Here is a 20,829-nt window from a genome sequence, read left to right as displayed (position 1 = left end):
AAGAAATGAACCCAAAAATCAAAATATGTGGATTGAATTCCCCGGAAAACATTCGGGATGTGTTGGATTTGCAGCCGGATTATGCCGGTTTTATCTTCCACCCCACCTCTAAACGCTTCATCGGGGATCTGGACGCCGCATGGGTGGCGGAGCTACAAGGTCCGGCGATAAAGACAGGCGTGTTCGTCGATGCGCAGTTGGAACGAATACGAACAACGATACATCAATACCGCTTGGCAGCGGTGCAATTGCATGGAAACGAAACGCCCGAATATTGTACTGAATTGCGTAACCTCGGAATCGAAATCATTAAGGCATTCGGCATCAGTGATGGCTTTGATTGGTCGGCATTAGCGGCATACGAAGCGGTAGCCGACTACTACCTATTTGACACCAAAAGCCCTCAGCATGGAGGCACGGGCATGAGCTTCGATTGGAAATTACTTGAGGGCTACCGATCCAGCAAGCCCTTTTTCCTGAGCGGCGGTCTGAGCGCCGACAATATCCATGATGCGGTGCGATTAGGCGACGATCGGCTGTATGCCCTCGACCTGAATTCTAGATTTGAGACCGAACCCGGAATCAAAAACATTGAATTACTGAAACGAACGTTACAAAACATCAACGATGAGTAAATATCAGGTAAACGACAATGGATATTATGGCAATTTCGGGGGGGCCTATATTCCAGAAATGCTTTATCCCAATGTGGATGAACTGCAGCGAAGCTATCTTCCCATTATCCAAAGCGAAAGCTTCCGGCAGGAATTCGACCAGCTGTTGCGGGATTATGTAGGCCGGCCCTCGCCGCTGTACCGTGCCGGACGCCTTTCTGACCGGTACGGCACGAATATTTTCCTTAAACGGGAAGATCTCAACCACACCGGTGCACATAAAATAAACAACACCATTGGCCAAATCCTGCTTGCCGAACGACTGGGAAAGAAACGTATCATCGCCGAGACAGGGGCGGGACAGCACGGCGTGGCAACCGCCACGGTGTGTGCGCTGAAAGGACTGCAATGTGTGGTATATATGGGAGCAATCGATATCGAGCGGCAGGCACCCAACGTCGCCCGCATGAAGATGATGGGCGCCGAAGTGATAGCTGCCACTTCGGGCAGCAAAACCCTCAAGGATGCCACTAATGAGGCCTTGCGTGACTGGATAAACAACCCATTGGATACCCACTACATCATTGGATCGGTGGTGGGGCCCCACCCTTATCCGGATATGGTAGCCCGGTTTCAATCGGTCATCTCGGCGGAGACCCGGAAGCAATTGCTCGAAAAAACCGGACGTGAAATCCCCGACTATGCTGTTGCCTGCGTAGGCGGCGGGAGCAACGCCGCAGGTATGTTTTATCATTTTCTCGACGAGCCTTCGGTAAAGCTTGTAGCTGTGGAAGCGGCCGGAAAAGGCGTGCACTCCGGCGAGTCAGCAGCGACCACCGTCCTCGGCCGCGAAGGCGTATTGCATGGCAGCCGCTCCATCCTGATGCAAACCGATGACGGACAGGTCATTGAACCGTACTCTATATCAGCGGGGCTGGACTATCCCGGTATTGGGCCGCAGCATGCCTGGCTGCATAAATCGGGACGTGCAACCTATGCTGCCATTACGGATGAGGAAGCCATGCAAGCCGGCCTTCTGTTGACCCGTCTTGAAGGGATTATCCCCGCAATCGAAAGTGCACACGCGTTGGCACAGCTGGAAAAAATGACCTTCAGCAATGACGAAAGTGTCGTGGTCTGCCTTTCTGGCCGGGGCGACAAAGATTTGGACAATTACATGAAGTTTTTTGGGTTTTAAACCATGAATAGGATAAACGAACTATTTGCCAAAAAAGGCGACAAACGTATACTTTCCATTTATTTCACCGCCGGATACCCCGCACTGGACAGCACCCTCGATATCGCCGAGGCACTGGAAAAGGCAGGCGTTGACTTCCTCGAAATCGGCTTCCCTTACTCTGATCCAGTCGCCGACGGGCCCGTCATCCAGCACAGTTCGGAAGCGGCCCTGCGTCACGGCATGACCCTTCACATCCTTTTTGAGCAACTCAAAGCGCTGCGTAAGCGGGTATCCATACCGGTACTGCTGATGGGATATGTCAATCCGGTATTGCAGTATGGTGTGGAAAACTTCTGTAAGTCATGCACGGCTGTAGGTGTAGACGGTGTTATTGTGCCTGACCTGCCGATGTATGAATTCGAGGAACACTACCGCCCTATCTTTGAAGCAAATGGATTGAGCAATATCTTCCTTGTGACACCACAAACGTCGGAAGCACGCATCCGTAAAATCGATGACTTGTCAACCGGTTTTATTTATCTGCTTTCGTCATCGGCTACCACCGGCAAAAACCTAGCGGTATCCGAAGGTACAACAGCTTATTTTTCGCGCATTCGCGGTATGGGCCTTAAAAACCCAATCGTCATCGGTTTTGGCATTTCCAATCACGGGACGTTTATCCAAGCGACAGACTATGCCGATGGGGCTATTGTGGGAAGTGCTTTCGTCCGGCTACTCGGCGAGGCAGACTACATGGAAAAAATACCCCAGTTTATCCGCCAACTGCGGAGCTAGCGGATTGGACATCAGTCCATCCGCTCTTTCAGGATTTTACCGTCCGCATTGAAGCGAACTTTCAAATCGCCCTTCCGGTTTTCAAGCTCGACTTCGTACGTCAACGCATGGCCGGCATTGATTTTCTTCACTTCTTCGATACGGTATCCGCTAAATTCTACCGCTATCTGATTTTTCACAGCCTCTGGAAGCGAGCTGGATGCAATTTCTTCTTCGTGGGCCAGCACCTTCCCTTCCGGGCTGATGACGGCCTTGTGGTCTCTTCCGATTAAACCAACACTGAATTCAGCTTCATAAGTACCATCCTGCTTCCGATCCCATTCTACTTGCCGGGCTTTTGGAAATTGCTGTTGAAATGCATTAATTACCACGGCGGGCACACGGCGCGCGGTGGCACGTTGAGCCATCACCGATACCCCGGTCAAAAAAAAGATACACAGACTGAATACTAACTTTTTCATGGTCGTACATTTTAATTCAGCACAAAACAATGAATCAAAGTAGGAAAGACTTTGGAAATTGAATTGATTACACCGAAAAAAGCTGAATGGCCGTCCATTAGAAAATTGTTAGGTTTTTCCTTACCTTTGCATTGTGGCAAAGGTATTCGTCATATTACTCACCGTTATCTATGCGTTCTCGGCAACCGGAGCGACCGTGCACCTGCATTATTGCTGCGGTGAACTCCAGAAGCTGGCGGTACAGCATGAGCAAGAAAAGCCCGAACACCAAGATTGCCCACTTTGCTTAACGCATCAGGAAAAGAAAGAGGCTGACGCTGCATGCTGTGGCGACGATAGTTGTGATAATGACCCTGCAGCGCATCCGCACTGCCAGCATGTAAAGGTCGAGGCAAAGAAAACGACCGAAGAACACCTCCCCAGCGGAGACAAAAATGTCTTGAAAATCTATCCGCTGGAGCTATTGGTTTTTACCTTAGCGCATGTCATCGACCTGCCTCCGGAATTTTGCCATACCGTCCAAACGATTGACGACGCCCCTCCCGAGGTTGCTGTACCTTTATTCATCCAGCATTGTACTTACCGCATTTGATTTTGCTGACCGTTGATCATTCGCCAGCGGGCCAAGCCTAAAAACTGCTTCCCCCCGTTCGGCGGTTGCGCAACGGCATAAGATTTAGGTTTTAAATCAACATCAGCAATCAAATTTTAATACCATGAGTTTCTTTATTAAAGCGTATATCACGCTATTTCTGTTGCTACCGGCGTCATTGTCGATCAGGGCCCAAGATAGCACCAGCCATTTATTTACCGTAGCTGGCAACTGCGGTATGTGCAAATCACGAATTGAAAAGGCCGCAAAAGATGCAGGGGCCGAAACCGCCGTATGGGATGCAGAAAGCCAACAGCTCCGGCTGGCAGTCAATCCCAAGCTCACCGACATCGCAACCATCAAAAAAAGCATTGCCGCGGCAGGTCACGATGTTGATGGGCTACGTGCAGACAACGAAGCATACAACGCGCTGCCCGAATGCTGCCTGTATACCCGCATGGAACCTGGCAGCGACAGCAATGTCCCAGCGACCGACCAAGGCACCATATCTTTCGAAGTGGCGGGCGTATGCGGCATGTGTAAATCACGGATTGAAAAGGCTGTACGGGCAGACGGCCTGAAAAACGCACGTTGGGAAGCCAGCACCCAACTACTTACCCTTTCCTTTGACCCCGCCGTGTATGATGTAGAAGCCGCCAAGGCGCGTATCCTCACTGCCGGCCATGATGTCGAAGGGCGTGCCGCTGATGCGGATGCGTATACGAAGTTGCCTGCTTGCTGCCATTATCGAGACGAGGCCAACGTGCATAAAGTCACCGGGCGGGATCACCACGACGACCACACCGTCACGGGCGTCGTCATGCAGGAAAATAACCGTGGTGAGCTTACCCCTATTGAGTCGGCCAATGTCTATTGGGTGGAAGACGCGTCCATCCAGGCGCAAACGGATGCATCAGGGGTATTCAGAATCGACCACCAGGAGCACCTGAAGCAGCTCGTGATTTCGTATGCCGGACACCAGCCGGATACCCTGGCAATCGTTGACCCCCATGAGGTGGTAGTAGTCACCGCCAAGGACAATGTATTGGCCGAAGTAACCGTGTCAGCGAGACGGCGTTCTAACTACATCGCAGCACTTAGTCCAACCAGACTGGAGGTTTTGACAGGACAGGAACTATTTAAAGCGGCGTGTTGTGACCTCAGCGAAAGCTTTGAAACCAATGCATCTGTGGATGTAGTGAGCAGCGACGCGGTCACCGGCAGCAAACAAATCCAGATGCTGGGCCTGAGCGGTATCTATACCCAGCTGACGGTAGAGAACCTTCCAGGTCCCCGTGGCCTGGCCATCCCGCTGGGACTGAACAGTATTTCTGGAACCTGGATCGAGTCTATCCAAATCGGAAAAGGGATTGGATCGGTGGTCAATGGCTTTGAAAACATCGCCGGGCAGATCAATGTGGAGCTGAAGAAGCCGGAGACGTCCGATAGGCTATTTTTCAATGCTTATACCAATAATATGGGACGATCTGATATCAACCTCAACCTATCCCACCGGTTTAATGAACGGTGGACAGGCGGGCTGCTCCTGCACGATAATTTCATGTATAACAAAAACATGAATTTCAGCAATAATGGCTTTCGGGATGTCCCCGTGGGCAACCTCTTTTCGGGTGTAAACAGGTGGAAGTATGAAGACGGCAAGGGCTTCGTCCTCCAATTTGGCTTCAAGTTCCTTAGCGACGATCGCACCGGCGGGCAAATTGACTTTGACCCAGCTACGGACAAGCTGACCGAAAACCGGTACGGGCTGGGGTTTGACATTGAGCGTTATGAAGTATTTGCCAAAATCGGTTATGTCTTCCCCCAGCAAACCCAGCGCAGTATTGGCCTGCAGCTCTCGGGCTCTGCTTATGATCAGCATTCCTATTTCGGCCTGCGCACATACGATGCCCGACAACGAAATGCCTATGCCAACCTGATTTACCAGGACATCATCGGTACCGTCGTGCACAAATACCGCACAGGCCTGAGTATGCAGTACGACCGATATGACGAACATTACATCGGGCAGCAATTTGCACGCACTGAAGCGGTTCCGGGCGGCTTCTTTGAGTACACGTACAGTCCATCGGAAAAATTTGATGCCGTATTGGGCATGCGGGGCGACTACAACAACCTTTATGGTTGGTTTGCCACGCCGCGCGCGCATATACGCTATCAACCCATAGCCGGCACCACGTTTCGGATCAGCAGCGGCCGCGGACAACGCACGGCCAACATCTTCGCAGAAAATACCGCTGCATTGGCCAGCTCACGGATAGTTCGCATCGCCACAGCAAATCACGGCGAAAATGCGTATGGCCTCAAACCGGAAATCGCGTGGAATACGGGCATCAGCTTCGACCAGTCATTCCGGTTGTTCCAGCGGGAGGCATCGTTCAGTGCCGAATTTTTCAGGAACGACTTCACCAATCAGGTAGTGGTTGACTATGAAAACCCACGCGAGCTGGTGTTTTACAACCTGGAAGGCAAATCCTATTCCAATAGCATGCAGACGGAACTGCGCCTGATGCCTTTGCCACATTTTGAAGCACGTATGGCTTACCGCTTTTTTGATGTGAAGACCACGTATACCAATACGCTGATGCAACGGCCATTGGTGGCACGTCACCGCGGGTTTCTCAATCTTGGCTACCGTACGCACAGTGGCGGCTGGCATTTCGATTATACGCTCAATATCACAGGCCAGAAGCGCCTTCCATCCACGGCAGCCAACCCGATAGCATACCAAATGCCCGAATATTCACAAACCTATACCACGATGAATGCGCAAATCAGTAAAACCATCGGCAAAAACCGTCCTATCGACCTTTATATCGGTGGGGAAAATTTAACCGACTTTTTCCAGCAAAATCCGGTATTGGCGGCAGACCAGCCCTTCAGTGAGTTCTTTGACTCGTCGTTGCTTTGGGGCCCGATCACCGGCAGAATGTTTTACATCGGGGTGAGGTTTAGCGTCAAGTAGGACGTTGGACTTGGAGCAACGATTGAAGGAGTAACGATGTCCTTACTCCTTCAATCGTTGCTTTTTGTACATTAAGCATTCAGCAGTGCTTCAATATCAAACTTCTTCATCTTCATGTAAGCTTGCATGACCCGCCCCGCACGTTCAGGATCGCGCAGCAGCTTTGGCAGAACCGCGGGTACGACCTGCCACCATACCCCAAAGCGGTCTTTCAGCCAGCCGCACATACTTTCTTCGCCGCCTTCGCTCAGCTTATTCCAATAGTAATCCACCTCTTCTTGCGTCTCGCAGTCGATCACCAACGAGACGCCTTCATTAAAGTCAAACGGCTGCAAAACAGCGCTATCCATCGCCATAAACAACTGACTACCAAGCACGCGGAAGCGTGCATGTACGATGGTCGCATCATGGGCTACCTGCCCCGGCGTGTATTTTGCAATAAACAGAATGGCTGAATCGGCGAATACCGAGACGTAATAGTCCATCGCAGCGCTGGCCTTCCCCTGCTGATTGCCACAGAACATCAGCAATGGCACAAACCGTTGCCCCACCTCGTCGCTGCCGCCCAATGACAACTGCCAACTGACCCCGAAGCGATCCTGCACCCATCCATATTGTTCACTCCATTCGTACGCTTGCAATGGCATCAACGCCGATCCGCCAGCGATAAGCAGGTGCCATGCACGTTCCAGTACTTCGCGGCTTTCAAGCGTCACATAAAACGAGATGGCAGCGTTGGGCTTGAATTGCGCACCGCCATTTAACCCCATGAACTTAGTGCCGTCAAGTTCAAAAGTAACCACCATCGGGGTGTCTGCCGTGACGGTTGAATTGGCAAAAGCCGAACAGTATAAATCGGCAGCCGCTCTTGCGTTGCCATCAAACCAGAGGCACGGGTATACGGTATTTTTCATTTGATCACACGCCTTGTATAATCGCAAAGCTATAACCTTCTCGTCAAAACGGTGCTGGGTGAACGCGACAACTGCTGGGGGTATTTATGACAACTTTAAGGGATATCGTTTCAATTCAATGCTAAGCCGGGCTGTAGGCAGGCCCACGACGTTGGTATAGGAGCCGACGATCTGCTCGATGGCAACGGCTCCGATCCACTCCTGTATACCATAAGCACCGGCCTTGTCGAATGGTTGATAGCGGTCAATATAATACGCTATCTCCGCGTGGCTAAGCGATCGGAAATAAACCGAAGTCACTTCATGAAACACCGTGATGCCTCCTTGATGGAGCAATGCCACGGCGGTAATCACTTCATGCCGTCTTCCGGATAAGCGCATCAGCATGTCGGTAGCATGCGCGTCATCGGTCGGTTTACCAAGGATAAGATCGTCAATGGTCACAATCGTATCAGCCGTAATGACTAACTCGTCGGTGACCTCGGAAATAAAGGCCCTGGCTTTCTTTTCGGCAATAAACCGGACGGCGGTTATCGGATCAAACTCGGCCGGAAATGACTCATCCACCGATTTGACCATCACCTCAAAAGGAATTCCCATGAGCGACAGCAGTTCCTTCCGTCGGGGTGATTGCGAAGCAAGAATAATATTCATTGAATCAGCCCTCCCACGTGCCCTGAAGTTTCATCACCTTTTCCATGACATCCCGGACCGCACCTGTACCACCATTACGGAAGGAGATGTAAGCAGCCACCGCTTTTATTTCTTCCACGGCATCGGCAGGACATGCGGGTAGTCCTGCAATCCGCATATTTGCCAAATCAGGAATATCATCACCCATATATAACACATCTGCCGGGGAGAGCCCCAAGGATGACAACCAGTCATGAAAAACCGCACTTTTGTCATCTACTCCCAAAAACACATCGGTAATCCCCAGGCCGGCCAGGCGCTTTTTCACGCCCAGTGATTTTCCGCCCGTGATAACTGCGATTGGATACTTCTTTTTGACAGCAAGCTGCATAGCATAACCATCCTTGATGTTGAATGACCGGAGCTGCTCACCGTGCTCGGTTACCAGCACATTGCCATCGGACAACACCCCGTCTACGTCAAAGACAAAGGCTTTTACCTGTTTAAATCTATCAAATAACATGATTTTTGTCAACTAACCGGCCAAACTTACCCAAAATCTGCTGAATAGCGGACCTCCTATTAAAAAAACACTGCGTCAATCCGGTGTACAGGCTGTCTTGTTTTGTGTTCTGCACGAAAGTAGTTCCATTGTTAAGTTGTTTGGGAACCGCGTACAAAGGCGTACGGCAAATCTCAGATTTTGAGGGACTAATGAATGTCTCCGGCTATGTTTTTTGACCCGGCAGCGTGAATTGCGTAGGCTTGTCGTGCCTCCGCACACAAAACACGGATGGCAGTATTTTTTCAATTTGGCACGAGGTTTGTAAAATACCTTTACAGAAACGCTTGAAAAATAGCTTCAAGCCATTTAACAGCAAGGTTCTTTTGACAATTTGTTAACAAAAGAACCATTGAAAAATAAAAAAGTGGTGTTAATTTTGCACCAGAAAATTTAACTCGGGTTTCCGAGGATTAAAATTGTCTTTTCATAATTTAGGTTTATAATTGGTTAGTAACAAACCCCGGTGCCCATCACCGGGGCTTTGTTTTTTATGGCTATTTTTTATCGCCTTTGCTTGTATCACCACCCGGCTTCGCAATAGCGCCGCGCATATCTGTATCCGCTTGAATATTCTGCATCCTGTAATAGTCCATTACGCCGAGGTTGCCACTGCGGAATGCTTCAGCCATCGCAAGCGGCACCTGGGCTTCCGCTTCGATGACTTTTGCCCGAGCTTCCTGTGCCTTGGATCGCATTTCCTGTTCGGACGCCACAGCCATTGCCCGGCGTTCCTCAGCACGGGCATTGGCAACTTTAAGGTCTGCTTCGGCTTGATCGGTCTGCAACTTCGCTCCCACGTTTTCACCGATATCAATATCAGCGATATCAATGGATAGAATCTCAAATGCCGTACCGCTATCAAGGCCTTTAGAAAGCACGGTCTTTGATATCCGATCGGGATTTTCCAGCACTTCTTTATGATCTCTGGATGATCCGATGGTTGTCACTATCCCCTCGCCTACCCGGGCAAGAATCGTTTCTTCTCCGGCTCCCCCCACCAACTGGTTGATGTTGGCCCTTACAGTCACGCGTGCCTTGGCGATGAGCTGAATACCGTCCTTGGCCACAGCCGCCACCGGCGGCGTATTGATAACCCTTGGGTTTACCGAAAGCTGCACGGCATCAAACACGTCCCGTCCCGCCAGATCGATGGCCGTGGCCAGCTTAAAATCCAATGGAATATTCGCCTTGTCTGCCGAAATCAATGCTTTAATGACATTATTGACATTGCCTCCGGCTAAAAAGTGGGTCTCGATATCATTGGACGTGATATTCAATCCTGCTTTCGTGGAGGTAATCATTGCATTGGTGACCAACGATGGCGGCACCTTACGGAGACGCATCAACAGCAAGTTCAACAGGTTGACACGGACACCGGACAACTGCGCGGTAAACCACAAATTTACAGGAAGGAGGTATAGTAAGATAAAAAACGCTACTACAGCTCCTACAACAAACAAAATAGGGGTGAAATTGGGTTCCATAAGGTCAACAAGTTTAAAGCTATCATTTTTATAACAGTCTCTAAAGGTACAACTTTTTGATTGTTATGCAAGGATTGCTGGTACTTTTTGGCTTGTTGATCCGTGACAAAGTCCGATACACTATATTCTACGAAGCCTTCCCGAGCCGGATGTACGCACGTTGGTCTGTGCGTTCCCGCTGTAATGAACGTTGCCGGATCCGCTGATGGATGCTTCCAGGCGTTCATCGGCATGAATCATAATATTGCCGGAGCCCGATACCTTGAGATTTGCAGACCGGCTTTTCAGTTCACGTCCGTCGAATCGCCCTGAACCACTTATAGAGACGTTGCTCTCCGTGGCACTTCCGCTGGCCGTTATCCGCCCCGAACCGCTAACCGATGCATTGCATAGCTGTACATTTGCGGCAAATGCAATCCGGCCCGAACCACTAACCGATGCATTCAGTTCATCGCCCGATATCGTACCCATGATCGTGATACTGCCTGAACCAGATTGGGCAACCCCATCAAGCCGCTTGGCCGTCACATAAGCGGTCACGCTGCCCCAGTTGCGCCCCATCTTCCATGCATGCTTTTTATACCTGATTTTTAACGTACCTTTTTCCACGATGGTCTCAATTTCACGGATTGCTGCCGCGTCGCCCTCCAGCCTCACGGACTCGCTGGCGCCAAAACGCACTTCGACATTGATGCTGCCACCGCTGGCCAATGCGTGGAATCCACTCACATCGCGGGTCTCATCCCGGGCGGATAAGCCCGTAGCGGCGTGGACCAGCCCGATACTAAAAATTGGCAGCAGCAACGCCAGCCAGCCTAATGAAGATAGTGTTCTTTTCATGGTATTCCTTTTTTTTGTGTTCTTTCCCAATAAGACGCCGCAAAAACCAATAGGTTGCAGCCGTCTCGTTTTTTTTTGGCGTACCCGGGCACATGTCATTTTGCATAAACCGCCTTAAACTTCTATTTTTAACGCGTTTCGAAAATTATACCGTGTCATTTATGAAAATACTACCCGTAGCCGGAGCAGAACTAGATCGGTTATTCGTAACGATGGCGCCGCCACTTTACGAGGGAGACCCCAATTATATCAGGCCATTGGATCAGGATGTCCTTGATGTATTCAATCCAATGACCAACTCCTATCATGACCGCGGCCGATGTACCCGCTGGCTTCTACATGACGATTCCGGTCGTGTCATTGGGCGTATTGCGGCCTTCTACAACTTAGACACCTTTGAACGCGATGAGTTCCCTACCGGCGGTTGTGGCTTTTTTGAATGCATTGATAGCCAGGAGGCGGCAAACATCTTGTTTGACACGGCGAAGGCCTGGCTGCAGGAAAACGGCATACAAGCGATGGACGGGCCTATAAACTTCGGCAACAGGGAACGGTGGTGGGGGTTGCTTGTGGACGGCTTCCACCCGCCGTGTTATTGCTGCAATTACAATCCACCTTATTATCAGCGGCTTTTCGAGCAATACGGTTTCCAGCTTTATTTCAAACAATTTACGTACCGCCGTGAACTCGCTGCCCACATTTCCAGCAGGGTGGGCGAAAAGGCTACATACGCCTTGCGTGATGCGGGATACACCTTCCGTCACATCGATCCCGGTCAGCTTGATAAAGCTGCCGAGGACTTCCGCACGGTATATAATGAGGCCTGGGCGCGCCACGAGGGGGTAAGCCCGATGAGCAGCGACAATGCACGCAAACTTATGCAAACCATGAAACCCATCATCGACCCAAAGATTATCTGGTTTGCCTACTACCATGGCCGACCCGTGGGCTTTTGGGTAAACATTCCCGATGTAAATCAGCTCATTGTAAAATATATGAATGGACGGCTGGCGTTGTGGGGAAAGGTGCTCTTCCTTTGGAACCGTTGGCGGAAGCGTTGCAAAACGATGTTTGGCATTGTATTTGGCGTAGTGCCAAAGCACCAGCGGAAAGGCGTGGAAGCCGCCCTTGTAATGGCTGCGGCAAAGGTCATGCGAGATCGAACGCAATTGCGCTATGAAGACTTGCAAATGAACTGGATTGGCGATTTCAATCCAAAGATGATGAATGTAGCACGGTATGTAGGGGGTACGATATTCAAAACCCATCACACTTACCGGTATCTATTTGACCGCAGCAAACCATTCGAAAGGCATCCTATCCTTTGACAGCAGCTTGCCACCATGATTGGCAAGCCAAGGCCTGCGACAGTGACGTTTTATATTTTTGCAAAAACAGGGGATTGAGTCCATCATGAAAAAGCTAAAATTCAAGACACATATCTATTTAGGTTTTTCTGTATTAGTTATTCTTCTGTTGGCCAGTTTGTTGCATGTATCCCTATTATTCTCGAAACTGGATGCAGCGCATACGATACTCGACCATATCAAAACCACGTTCCTGGTTACCGCTGTTTTGGTGTTTATAGTGATCCTGTGGCTGCTGGTGTATGTGACCAAGACGTTTGAACATTACAAAAAAACAGAACGCCTTATCCGCAAATCAAACGCCGATCTAAATAAGCTTTCGAAGGAAAAAGAAGTGGATAATTGGGCCTTGAATGGTTTAGCGACGCTGGATGACAACACACGCGGTGGACTAAGCGAACGGGTAATCGCTGTAAACGCCATCCAGACCATTTGCCAATACCTCGACGCAAAGGTAGGTGTCATCTACCTGAAAAGTGAAGCCGATGACAACGAATACCTGCATGGCGGCTCTTATGCGGTGCCAACCGAACATATACGGCCGAAAATCACAAAAAGCCAGGGGTTAATGGGGGAAAGTATTGCCTCCAAAAAACAGGTCGTCCTTACCGATATCCCGGATGGCTATTTAACGGTCACCTCCGCACTTGGCGAGACAAAGCCCAAACATATCGTTATCCAGCCTTTTGTGTATGAAGACGAGGTTATTGGCGTCATGGAAATAGGTTTCTTCCACAAAATTGAGTCAGCCGTCGAGCATTTTCTAATCCGCGCAGGGGTCGATTTAGCTGTGGCGCTTAAAGTATCACGCACGCATGCTGCGCTTACCCACCTCGTTGAGGAAACCCGGCAACAAGCCGAAGAGTTGGCAGCCCAACGGGAAATACTCCGCACCACCAATGAAGAGCTGACGCACAAGACGTATTTGCTGGAGGCGTCCGAAGAAGAATTAAGGGTACAACAGGAAGAACTCAAGCACGCCAATACCGAGTTGGAAGAAAAGGCCCGGCTATTAGAGGAACGTAATTTTTCGATCGAACAGGCCCGGCAGTCCATTGCGATGAAAGCCAAAGAGCTTGAGCAGTCGGGCCAGTATAAAACGGAGTTTATGGCGAATATGAGCCACGAATTGCGTACCCCGCTCAACAGCATCCTCATACTGGCCAAATTGCTGGAAGACAATAAATCCGGCAACCTCTTGCCTGAACAAGTGAGGTACGCAACGGTAATCCACCGAGCAGGTACCGATTTGCTTCAACTGATCAACAACATCCTGGATTTGGCGAAAATCGAGTCGGGCAGTGTCGAGCTGATCATTGAACGCATCGAATGTTCGAGCATTGCACAGGATTTGCTCGATCTGTTTGGAAGCATCGCCGATAGTAAAACCATCGACTTCTTCATTACGATCAACGACGGGCTGCCCCCCTTTATAACCACCGATGAGCAGCGCCTTAAACAAATACTCAAGAACTTATTGTCCAATGCGTTTAAATTCACGCCGGAGGGCGGGCAGGTAACGCTTTCATTTGCCTTAGCAAGCCAATCGCCGGCATGGAAAACAGGCATGCTCCGCGGTATCCGTGCAAATGACGCCCTGGCGATATCCGTGATAGACAATGGTATAGGAATCGCGGAAGATAAGCAGCAGCTGATTTTTGAGGCCTTTAAACAGGCCGACGGTTCCATCAGCCGAAAATTCGGCGGTACCGGGTTGGGACTATCCATCTGCCGGGAGCTGGCCACCATGCTTGGCGGCGAACTTCACGTAAGCAGTATCGAACAGCGAGGCAGCACATTTACCCTGTTCATACCATTGCGTTATACCGGAAGCGCCCTCCTTACGTCGGCGAAAGAAGAACAGGGTGTATCCCCTTTGCCACCCAATGATGCAAAATATGGCAAGAAGCCGGAACCTTCTGCATCGTCAGCTATCGCTAAGCCACGGCGTCTGCTGATCGTTGAAGATGATCAGCATTTCGCTGAATTACTGGCGCTGTGCGCACGCGAACATGGGTTTGAACCGTTGGTAGCCAACGAAGGCCCTATTGGATTGCAGATGGCCTTTGATCACGTGCCGGATGCCATTATTTTAGCCATCTTATTGCCCGTCATGGATGGATGGACAGTACTCAGAAAGCTTAAGGACAATCCAGACACCAAGGATATCCCTGTGCACCTGATGTCTGCCGATAAGTCCGACAAACGGAAAATCGAGGATGAGACCGTCGGATTCCTCACGAAGCCAGCTGACAAACGATCACTTGAAGCACTCTTCGCCTTATTGGATAAAACCGTCATGCCACCTTTGAAAAAGGTATTGATTGTGGAGGATCAGATTGTCCAAAGCGACAGCCTCAAATCAACCCTCACCGCAAAAGGTGTGGAAGTAGAGCAGGCATTTACAGGTGCGGATGCGCTTGAGCTGCTCCGATCGGACACCCACTACGATTGCATCATTCTTGACATCAATTTGCCTGACAGGTCGGGCATTGAGGTGTTGGACGATATCAGACATACCGCAAAACATGCACAGACGCCCGTCGTCATCAATACGGCAATGGAACTCAATGCCGAAATGACCGGGCGGATAATGCGCCATACCAAAACCCTGGTCATGAAGTCTGATCAATCGGGCCATCGCATCCTGGATGAGATCGATTTATTTATCAACAACGTCAAAAATAACCCGGCGCATAACAAACCGTCTAATGGACAAGGCTCACCTGCGCAACGTACCCCACAAGTAGATAAAATACTACAAGGCAAGCGTATTCTCCTTGCCGACGACGATATGCGTAACATTTTTGCACTGAGCACCGTGTTTGCATCGTGCGGCTTGGAGGTAGAGACCGCCAACAACGGACTCGAAGTGCTGCAGGCTATCCAGAAACAGTCTCATATTGACCTGATCTTGATGGATATCATGATGCCCGAAATGGACGGTTTTGAAGCCATCACAAAAATCAGATCGTTTAAGAAATTCGCCAAGCTGCCTATCATTGCCATGACTGCCAAAGCTATGCCTGGCGATCGACAACGCGCATTGGATGCCGGTGCAAATGATTACATTACCAAACCTGTAGATGCCAACAGACTGTTGTCCTTGATGCGTGTGTGGTTAAGCTAACATCAAAATAAAAATGGGTATATCGTTCGAAAACCTGGAAGAGCTTATCGAGCTGGTCAATAATGTTCACGGCTTTGATTTACGTGGCTATACCCGAGCGTCACTCAAAAGACGGATTACACGCATCATGGAACTTTACCGCCTTGATTTCAGCAGCCTCAAAGATAATTTGGTGAATACTTCGGGATTTTTCAATCGGTTTCTAACAGAAGTGACCGTTAACGTCACGGAGATGTTCCGCGATCCCGCTTTCTACGGCACATTGCGCGAAGAAGTTTTTCCGTACCTCGCGACCTTCCCTCATATCAAGATTTGGAGTGCCGGATGTTCAAGCGGTGAGGAAGCTTACTCCTTAGCCATCATGCTAAAAAAGCAAGGACTATACGATCGGTCTTTCATATATGGCACCGATATCAACGCTAAGATGCTGGAGCGCGCCAAACAAGGCACCATTGATCTGAGAAAGATGAAAACATATTCTGACAACTACCTCCAAACGGCATCCGGCGAATCGCTTTCCGAATATTATGCCGTCCGGTACGATGCTGCTATCATCCATCATGATTTGCGGAAAAACATGCTGTTTTCCATCCACAACCTCGTGTCAGACGGCGTATTCAATGAATTCCAGCTCGTTACTTGCCGTAACGTCTTGATTTATTTCGATTTAACATTACAACAGCGTGTACTCAATTTGTTGTACGAAAGTCTCGCGTTATTTGGTTTTCTTTGCCTGGGATCGAAAGAAAGCCTTCGGTCCGAATCGTTAAAGCACAAATTCCGGTTAATTAACAAAAAGCAAAACATATATCAAAAAATTGCTTAAATTAACACCACATATCGCCCGCAAACTTCAAGGGACTGAAGTGCTCATATTAGCTTGTTCTGCGGGCGGATTTAAGGTTATGTTTGAAATGCTCAAGGTGTTTCCGGAAAATTTGTCTATTGGCGTACTGGTCATTATCCACCGGAATCCCAAGTATGAAACGAATATCGAGGAAAGCATCAGGTCCAAGTGCCGCATTATGGTTAAGGTCGCGGAGGAAAAGGAACGCATCAAGCCCGCTACGGCGTACTTTGCTCCAGCCGGCTACCACTTATTAATAGAGCCCGACCGGAGCCTGTCCCTTGACGTCTCGGAACCGGTGAATTTCTGCAGACCGTCGATTGACGTAACGATGCAGAGTGTTGCCGATGTATATGGTGCCTCGACGACGGCGGTACTGTTGTCCGGAGCCAACCAAGATGGTGCAAAGGGTATGCAATCCATCCAACAAGCTGGTGGTTTATGCGTTGTACAGCGCCCTGAATATGCGGAAATCAAAACGATGCCCGAGGCGGCAATTGCACTTGGGGCGGCAGAACTCCTTCTGAGCGATGAGGAGCTTATCGCGTTCGGTCAAGAATTAAACAACCATATATTGAAGAGCGATCAACCATGGAGAAATTGAAGCTGGTCATCGTCGATGACAAAGAAGAGAATGTATTGAGTTTAAAGGCACTGCTCGCTGATATAGACGACTTGGAGATCTGGGGCAGCACTTCGCCCAACGAAGCGTTGCGCTATTGCTGGAACCAGGAGGTTGCCATTGCCCTGGTTGATGTGCAAATGCCGGAGATCAATGGCTTTGAATTCGTTTCGCTTTTGCAAAGCAACCCCAAGACTTGGCAAATCATGGTCATCATGGTTACAGCCATATCCAAAGAAGACAAGTCCCTATTGAAGGGCCTGTACAGCGGTGCAGTGGATTACCTATATAAACCCTTAAATCCGGATATCACAACGGCGAAGGTCAAGTCGTTTATGCAACAGGTGTATATCCAACGGGAACTGAAGCGGAAGAACGAAGAGTTGGAGCGATCGCACCTGGAACTGGTCAAAGCCAAAAAGGAGGCGGACCTGGCCCGTAAATCGAAAGAAAACTTCTTAGCGAATATGAGCCATGAAATCCGGACCCCTATCAATGGCATTATGGGAATCACCACCATGCTCCGGAACTCGCCGCTCAATGAAGAACAATCCGAATGGCTCGACTACCTGGAAAACGCTTCGCAGCAATTGCTTCTCATCATCAATGACATCCTCGATCTCTCGAAAATTGACTCGGGTAAGATGCGGCTCGACTTTGCCAAAACTTCACTTCCCAATATTATCAAGGAGCTCTCCAATCTTTTTGCCTACAAAGCAGAACAGAAAGGCATCGCATTTCATGTCATTACCGATGAAAACCTACCGAAGTTTATCCTCGCGGATTCCCTGCGGCTGACCCAAATATTGAGTAACCTGATTTCAAATGGCATCAAATTTACCGAGCGAGGGAGCGTCACATTGGAAACCAAGTTGCTTAGCCGGGCCAAACACCGGGTTCACATTCAGTTTTCGGTGAAAGATACGGGCATTGGCATCAACAGCAACGCCATAGACAAGATTTTCCAATCGTTTGAACAGGGCGAAGAAGGAATCACCAAACGATTTGGCGGCACGGGATTGGGACTCGCCATTGTAAAACGGCTGGTAAATCTGCACCAAGGACAAATCCATGCCTACAGCGAGGTGGATAGGGGCAGTGAATTTGTATTCGAATGCTGGTTTGATGAAGAAGCCTCCGAAGCAGCACCGAAATCGGACAAGAAACAATACACCGACATGCCGCCATTCAGCGACTTGCATATCCTCCTGGCCGAAGACAATGAGCTGAACAGCTTCATGGTCAAACACATGCTGAATACATGGGGGATCTCCGTAGATACAGTAAAAAACGGAAAAGAAGCGTTGGACAAGGTGGAGGAAACGCCGTACAGCCTCATCCTCATGGACGCACACATGCCTGTAATGAGTGGCTTTGACGCTATCCGAACCATCAGAAACGACCACAGGGAACACATCCGCCACATTCCCATTATCTCCATATCAGCATCGGTACTGCAACGGGAGCAGCAAGCCGCATATGCCGCTGGGGCTGACGCCGTCGTGGGTAAACCGTTTGATCCGGTATCTTTATACCAAATCATTAAAACATTGACACAAGCGAAAACAGCGCCCCAACAGTAACATTAAAATTACAATTACGTGATAAATGCACTTTTCTACCTCTCCAAATTCAACTACCTTTGGGGCGCAAACAACAGCACGGTTTGTATTGTTAACATATATTGATAACCCTGAAAGATTATAAAAAAGCAATGAAACAGTTATTTTTAATTCCAGTAGTAGCAGGTTCGTTTTTTATCGCGGCATGTGGTGGTAGCCAAACAAAGGAAGAGTCAACCGACACGACGGAAGCGGCAGCTGAACAGTCGGCCCCCGCGGTGGACATCCCCGGCTTAGACACGGTAACGGTAAGCAACGAGATAGCTTTGGAAGGGAACGACCTGATGAAATATGACAAGACCCTGTTTAGGGTAAAAGCCGGCCAGCCGGTAAAACTGACATTTCACAATGTCGGCGAAATGCCGAAGGAATCAATGGGACATAATGTGGTCGTTCTTCAACCGGGCACTGACTTACCTGCATTTGGTGGCGAAGCCATCAAGGCTCCAGACACCGAATACATTCCGGTGACTTTCGCATCGTCCATCGTAGCCCATACCAAACTGTTGGGCCCTGGGGAAACGGATGTCATTGAATTTACGTTGGATAGCAAAGGTGTATATCCATTTCTATGTAGCTTCCCTGGCCACTATGGTGTTATGCAGGGAAAAATTGTCGCTGAATAAGGCTTGGCGATCCCATGGAATAACAAAAAAGACAGTCGGCAGGCTGTCTTTTTTGCTATACACTTTCTGCCTCAGCGTAATTATGCTTACCTTTGAATCATCGAATCGAATAATTTTCATCACATGCAATACGACGTCATAGTAATCGGTAGCGGGCCCGGTGGGTATGTGGCTGCTATCCGTTGCGCACAATTGGGCTTAAAAACAGCTGTTATCGAAAAATACAACACCTTTGGTGGCACCTGCCTTAACGTAGGATGTATCCCGTCAAAGGCGTTATTGGACTCGTCCGAACATTATCACAATGCCGCCAAGCACTTCGGTGCCCATGGCATTAACTTGAGCAACCTTCAGGTAGACATGAAGCAAATGATGGCTCGGAAGAGCGACGTCATTGCCCAAAACGTAGCGGGCATCGAATTTCTGTTCAAGAAGAATAAAATCGACAGCTTCACCGGGGTGGGTTCCTTTGTCGATAAAAACACCGTTAAGGTGACGAAGAGCGACGGCGCAACCGAGCAGATTACGGCGAAGAACGTAATCATAGCCACGGGGTCAAAACCCACGGCACTGCCCTTCCTTCCGGTAGACAAAAAACGGATCATTACCTCTACCGAAGCGCTGACGCTTACCGAAGTACCTAATCACCTCATCGTCATTGGCGGCGGAGTCATCGGGCTGGAACTTGGCTCGGTCTACGCCCGCCTGGGGGCCAAGGTATCCGTGGTAGAATACGAAAAATCCATCATCCCAACCATGGACGGGGGCCTGGGCAAAGAATTACAACGCGTCTTGAAGAAATCGCTTGGCATGGAGTTCTTTCTGGGTCACAAAGTTACAGGCGCTACCGCCAAAGGCAAAAAGGTAACCGTCACCGCGGAGAGCCCGAAAGGAGAAGCCGTGAAATGGGAAGGCGACTACTGTATTGTAGCGGTGGGCCGCACAGCCTACACCGAAGGATTAGGCTTGGAAAATATCGGCATCACACTGGAGGAACGTGGAAAAAAAGTCCCCGTAAACGAACACTTGGAGACTTCCGTGCAGGGCGTATATGCCATTGGCGATGTTATCAAGGGAGCCATGCTTGCCCATAAGGCCGAAGATGAAGGTGTTTTCGTAGCCGAACACATCGCGGGCCAGAAACCCCACATCGACTATAACCTTATTCCGGGGGTCGTCTATACTTGGCCTGAAGTAGCCAGTGTAGGAAAAACCGAAGAACAGCTCAAGGCTGCGGGCCATGCGTACAAGGCCGGCTCCTTCCCATTCAAAGCCAGTGGGCGCGCAAAGGCCAGCGGCGATACGGATGGATTTGTCAAAGTGCTGGCTGACGCATCGACCGATGAAGTGCTCGGTGTACACATGATAGGACCGCGTGCCGCAGACATGATTGCAGAGGCGGCCGTAGCAATGGAATACCGCGCATCGGCCGAAGACATCGGCCGGATCTGCCATGCGCATCCCACTTTTACCGAAGCATTTAAGGAAGCTTCCCTTGCCGCTACCGCCAATAGGCCCATACACATGTAAAAAAAAGCCGTTTAATGCCGC

The 20,829-nt window shown here is 49.7% G+C and carries 18 protein-coding genes; 12 read left to right on the top strand and 6 right to left on the bottom strand.

Features of this window, described 5'->3' with window-relative positions:
* Positions 1-5: 5 nt before the first annotated feature.
* From JHJ32_RS03430 to trpA, 3 genes are read left to right on the top strand one after another with little or no spacing between them, the layout of a single operon-like run.
* On the top strand, positions 6-635 hold the full coding sequence (locus JHJ32_RS03430; protein ID WP_200119876.1) for a phosphoribosylanthranilate isomerase: 630 nt from the start codon (positions 6-8) through the stop codon (positions 633-635).
* Entirely contained in the window at positions 628-1,812 is a 1,185-nt protein-coding gene (trpB, locus tag JHJ32_RS03425; RefSeq protein ID WP_200119875.1) for a tryptophan synthase subunit beta, read from the top strand. The genes JHJ32_RS03430 and trpB overlap by 8 nt, the downstream gene beginning before the upstream one ends.
* Before the next feature lie 3 nt (positions 1,813-1,815).
* Complete coding sequence (gene trpA / locus JHJ32_RS03420) at positions 1,816-2,589, top strand: tryptophan synthase subunit alpha (protein ID WP_200119874.1); 774 nt, start codon at positions 1,816-1,818, stop codon at positions 2,587-2,589.
* Between the two features lie 11 nt (positions 2,590-2,600).
* Here trpA and JHJ32_RS03415 read toward each other — a convergent pair whose 3' ends face one another.
* Positions 2,601-3,050: a PepSY-like domain-containing protein gene (locus JHJ32_RS03415; RefSeq protein ID WP_200119871.1), complete on the bottom strand. Its 450-nt coding sequence runs from the start codon at positions 3,048-3,050 to the stop codon at positions 2,601-2,603.
* A 133-nt stretch (positions 3,051-3,183) separates the two neighbouring features.
* Here JHJ32_RS03415 and JHJ32_RS03410 point away from each other — a divergent pair, with 133 nt between their 5' ends.
* Both JHJ32_RS03410 and JHJ32_RS03405 read left to right on the top strand, forming a co-directional pair.
* Positions 3,184-3,642, top strand: coding sequence for a hypothetical protein (locus JHJ32_RS03410; protein WP_200119868.1), 459 nt, complete (start codon positions 3,184-3,186; stop codon positions 3,640-3,642).
* Between the two features lie 124 nt (positions 3,643-3,766).
* Positions 3,767-6,628 (top strand): TonB-dependent receptor, encoded by a 2,862-nt coding sequence (locus JHJ32_RS03405; RefSeq protein WP_200119866.1) that lies wholly within the window; start codon positions 3,767-3,769, stop codon positions 6,626-6,628.
* A gap of 71 nt (positions 6,629-6,699) precedes the next feature.
* On the opposite strand, the gene JHJ32_RS03400 is transcribed toward JHJ32_RS03405, so the two are convergent.
* The 5 genes from JHJ32_RS03400 to JHJ32_RS03380 form a co-directional block, all read right to left on the bottom strand.
* A complete protein-coding gene (locus JHJ32_RS03400) occupies positions 6,700-7,542 on the bottom strand; it encodes a VOC family protein (RefSeq protein WP_079716791.1) in 843 nt (280 codons plus the stop codon).
* Between the two features lie 84 nt (positions 7,543-7,626).
* On the bottom strand, positions 7,627-8,196 hold the full coding sequence (locus tag JHJ32_RS03395; protein ID WP_200119864.1) for a nucleoside triphosphate pyrophosphatase: 570 nt from the start codon (positions 8,194-8,196) through the stop codon (positions 7,627-7,629).
* A gap of 4 nt (positions 8,197-8,200) precedes the next feature.
* Positions 8,201-8,698, bottom strand: coding sequence for an HAD family hydrolase (locus tag JHJ32_RS03390; protein ID WP_079716793.1), 498 nt, complete (start codon positions 8,696-8,698; stop codon positions 8,201-8,203).
* 536 nt (positions 8,699-9,234) lie between these two features.
* The gene (floA, locus tag JHJ32_RS03385; RefSeq protein WP_079716794.1) at positions 9,235-10,224 is read right to left on the bottom strand and encodes a flotillin-like protein FloA; all 990 of its coding nucleotides are present in this window, start codon (positions 10,222-10,224) and stop codon (positions 9,235-9,237) included.
* A 120-nt stretch (positions 10,225-10,344) separates the two neighbouring features.
* Positions 10,345-11,064, bottom strand: a complete 720-nt coding sequence (locus tag JHJ32_RS03380; protein ID WP_200119862.1) for a head GIN domain-containing protein — start codon at positions 11,062-11,064, stop codon at positions 10,345-10,347.
* Positions 11,065-11,225: 161 nt separating this feature from the next.
* On the opposite strand from JHJ32_RS03380, the gene JHJ32_RS03375 reads away from it, so the two are divergent.
* The 7 genes from JHJ32_RS03375 (at position 11,226) to lpdA (ending at position 20,808) form a co-directional block, all read left to right on the top strand.
* Positions 11,226-12,392, top strand: coding sequence for a hypothetical protein (locus tag JHJ32_RS03375; protein WP_200119860.1), 1,167 nt, complete (start codon positions 11,226-11,228; stop codon positions 12,390-12,392).
* A gap of 85 nt (positions 12,393-12,477) precedes the next feature.
* Positions 12,478-15,561 carry a response regulator gene (locus JHJ32_RS03370; RefSeq protein WP_200119858.1) on the top strand — a complete coding sequence of 1,028 codons (3,084 nt, stop codon included), beginning with the start codon at positions 12,478-12,480 and terminating at the stop codon, positions 15,559-15,561.
* Between the two features lie 13 nt (positions 15,562-15,574).
* The gene (locus JHJ32_RS03365) at positions 15,575-16,387 is read left to right on the top strand and encodes a protein-glutamate O-methyltransferase CheR (protein WP_079716798.1); all 813 of its coding nucleotides are present in this window, start codon (positions 15,575-15,577) and stop codon (positions 16,385-16,387) included.
* On the top strand, positions 16,380-17,012 hold the full coding sequence (locus JHJ32_RS03360) for a chemotaxis protein CheB (RefSeq protein ID WP_200119856.1): 633 nt from the start codon (positions 16,380-16,382) through the stop codon (positions 17,010-17,012). Before JHJ32_RS03365 ends, JHJ32_RS03360 begins: the two co-directional genes overlap by 8 nt.
* Positions 17,000-18,613 (top strand): response regulator, encoded by a 1,614-nt coding sequence (locus JHJ32_RS03355; RefSeq protein WP_200119854.1) that lies wholly within the window; start codon positions 17,000-17,002, stop codon positions 18,611-18,613. Before JHJ32_RS03360 ends, JHJ32_RS03355 begins: the two co-directional genes overlap by 13 nt.
* A 131-nt stretch (positions 18,614-18,744) precedes the next feature.
* On the top strand, positions 18,745-19,278 hold the full coding sequence (locus JHJ32_RS03350) for a plastocyanin/azurin family copper-binding protein (protein WP_079716969.1): 534 nt from the start codon (positions 18,745-18,747) through the stop codon (positions 19,276-19,278).
* 123 nt (positions 19,279-19,401) lie between these two features.
* Complete coding sequence (gene lpdA, locus JHJ32_RS03345; protein WP_200119852.1) at positions 19,402-20,808, top strand: dihydrolipoyl dehydrogenase; 1,407 nt, start codon at positions 19,402-19,404, stop codon at positions 20,806-20,808.
* The last annotated feature ends 21 nt before the right edge of the window (positions 20,809-20,829 follow it).

It is taken from the genome of Parapedobacter sp. ISTM3 (genome assembly GCF_016533505.1).
Classification (GTDB): Bacteria; Bacteroidota; Bacteroidia; order Sphingobacteriales; family Sphingobacteriaceae; genus Parapedobacter; species Parapedobacter luteus.
This window is presented reverse-complemented; position numbering and strand designations above follow the sequence as displayed.

Excerpts from the sequence above, each read along its gene's own strand:
- JHJ32_RS03370 (WP_200119858.1), top strand. The coding sequence starts at position 12,478 with ATGAAAAAGCTAAAATTCAAGACACATATCTATTTAGGTTTTTCTGTA.
- JHJ32_RS03405 (WP_200119866.1), top strand. The coding sequence starts at position 3,767 with ATGAGTTTCTTTATTAAAGCGTATATCACGCTATTTCTGTTGCTACCG.
- lpdA (WP_200119852.1), top strand. The coding sequence starts at position 19,402 with ATGCAATACGACGTCATAGTAATCGGTAGCGGGCCCGGTGGGTATGTG.
- JHJ32_RS03395 (WP_200119864.1), bottom strand. The coding sequence starts at position 8,196 with ATGAATATTATTCTTGCTTCGCAATCACCCCGACGGAAGGAACTGCTG.
- JHJ32_RS03350 (WP_079716969.1), top strand. The coding sequence starts at position 18,745 with ATGAAACAGTTATTTTTAATTCCAGTAGTAGCAGGTTCGTTTTTTATC.
- floA (WP_079716794.1), bottom strand. The coding sequence starts at position 10,224 with ATGGAACCCAATTTCACCCCTATTTTGTTTGTTGTAGGAGCTGTAGTA.
- JHJ32_RS03380 (WP_200119862.1), bottom strand. The coding sequence starts at position 11,064 with ATGAAAAGAACACTATCTTCATTAGGCTGGCTGGCGTTGCTGCTGCCA.
- trpB (WP_200119875.1), top strand. The coding sequence starts at position 628 with ATGAGTAAATATCAGGTAAACGACAATGGATATTATGGCAATTTCGGG.
- trpA (WP_200119874.1), top strand. The coding sequence starts at position 1,816 with ATGAATAGGATAAACGAACTATTTGCCAAAAAAGGCGACAAACGTATA.
- JHJ32_RS03415 (WP_200119871.1), bottom strand. The coding sequence starts at position 3,050 with ATGAAAAAGTTAGTATTCAGTCTGTGTATCTTTTTTTTGACCGGGGTA.
- JHJ32_RS03355 (WP_200119854.1), top strand. The coding sequence starts at position 17,000 with ATGGAGAAATTGAAGCTGGTCATCGTCGATGACAAAGAAGAGAATGTA.
- JHJ32_RS03375 (WP_200119860.1), top strand. The coding sequence starts at position 11,226 with ATGAAAATACTACCCGTAGCCGGAGCAGAACTAGATCGGTTATTCGTA.
- JHJ32_RS03365 (WP_079716798.1), top strand. The coding sequence starts at position 15,575 with ATGGGTATATCGTTCGAAAACCTGGAAGAGCTTATCGAGCTGGTCAAT.
- JHJ32_RS03390 (WP_079716793.1), bottom strand. The coding sequence starts at position 8,698 with ATGTTATTTGATAGATTTAAACAGGTAAAAGCCTTTGTCTTTGACGTA.
- JHJ32_RS03430 (WP_200119876.1), top strand. The coding sequence starts at position 6 with ATGAACCCAAAAATCAAAATATGTGGATTGAATTCCCCGGAAAACATT.
- JHJ32_RS03400 (WP_079716791.1), bottom strand. The coding sequence starts at position 7,542 with ATGAAAAATACCGTATACCCGTGCCTCTGGTTTGATGGCAACGCAAGA.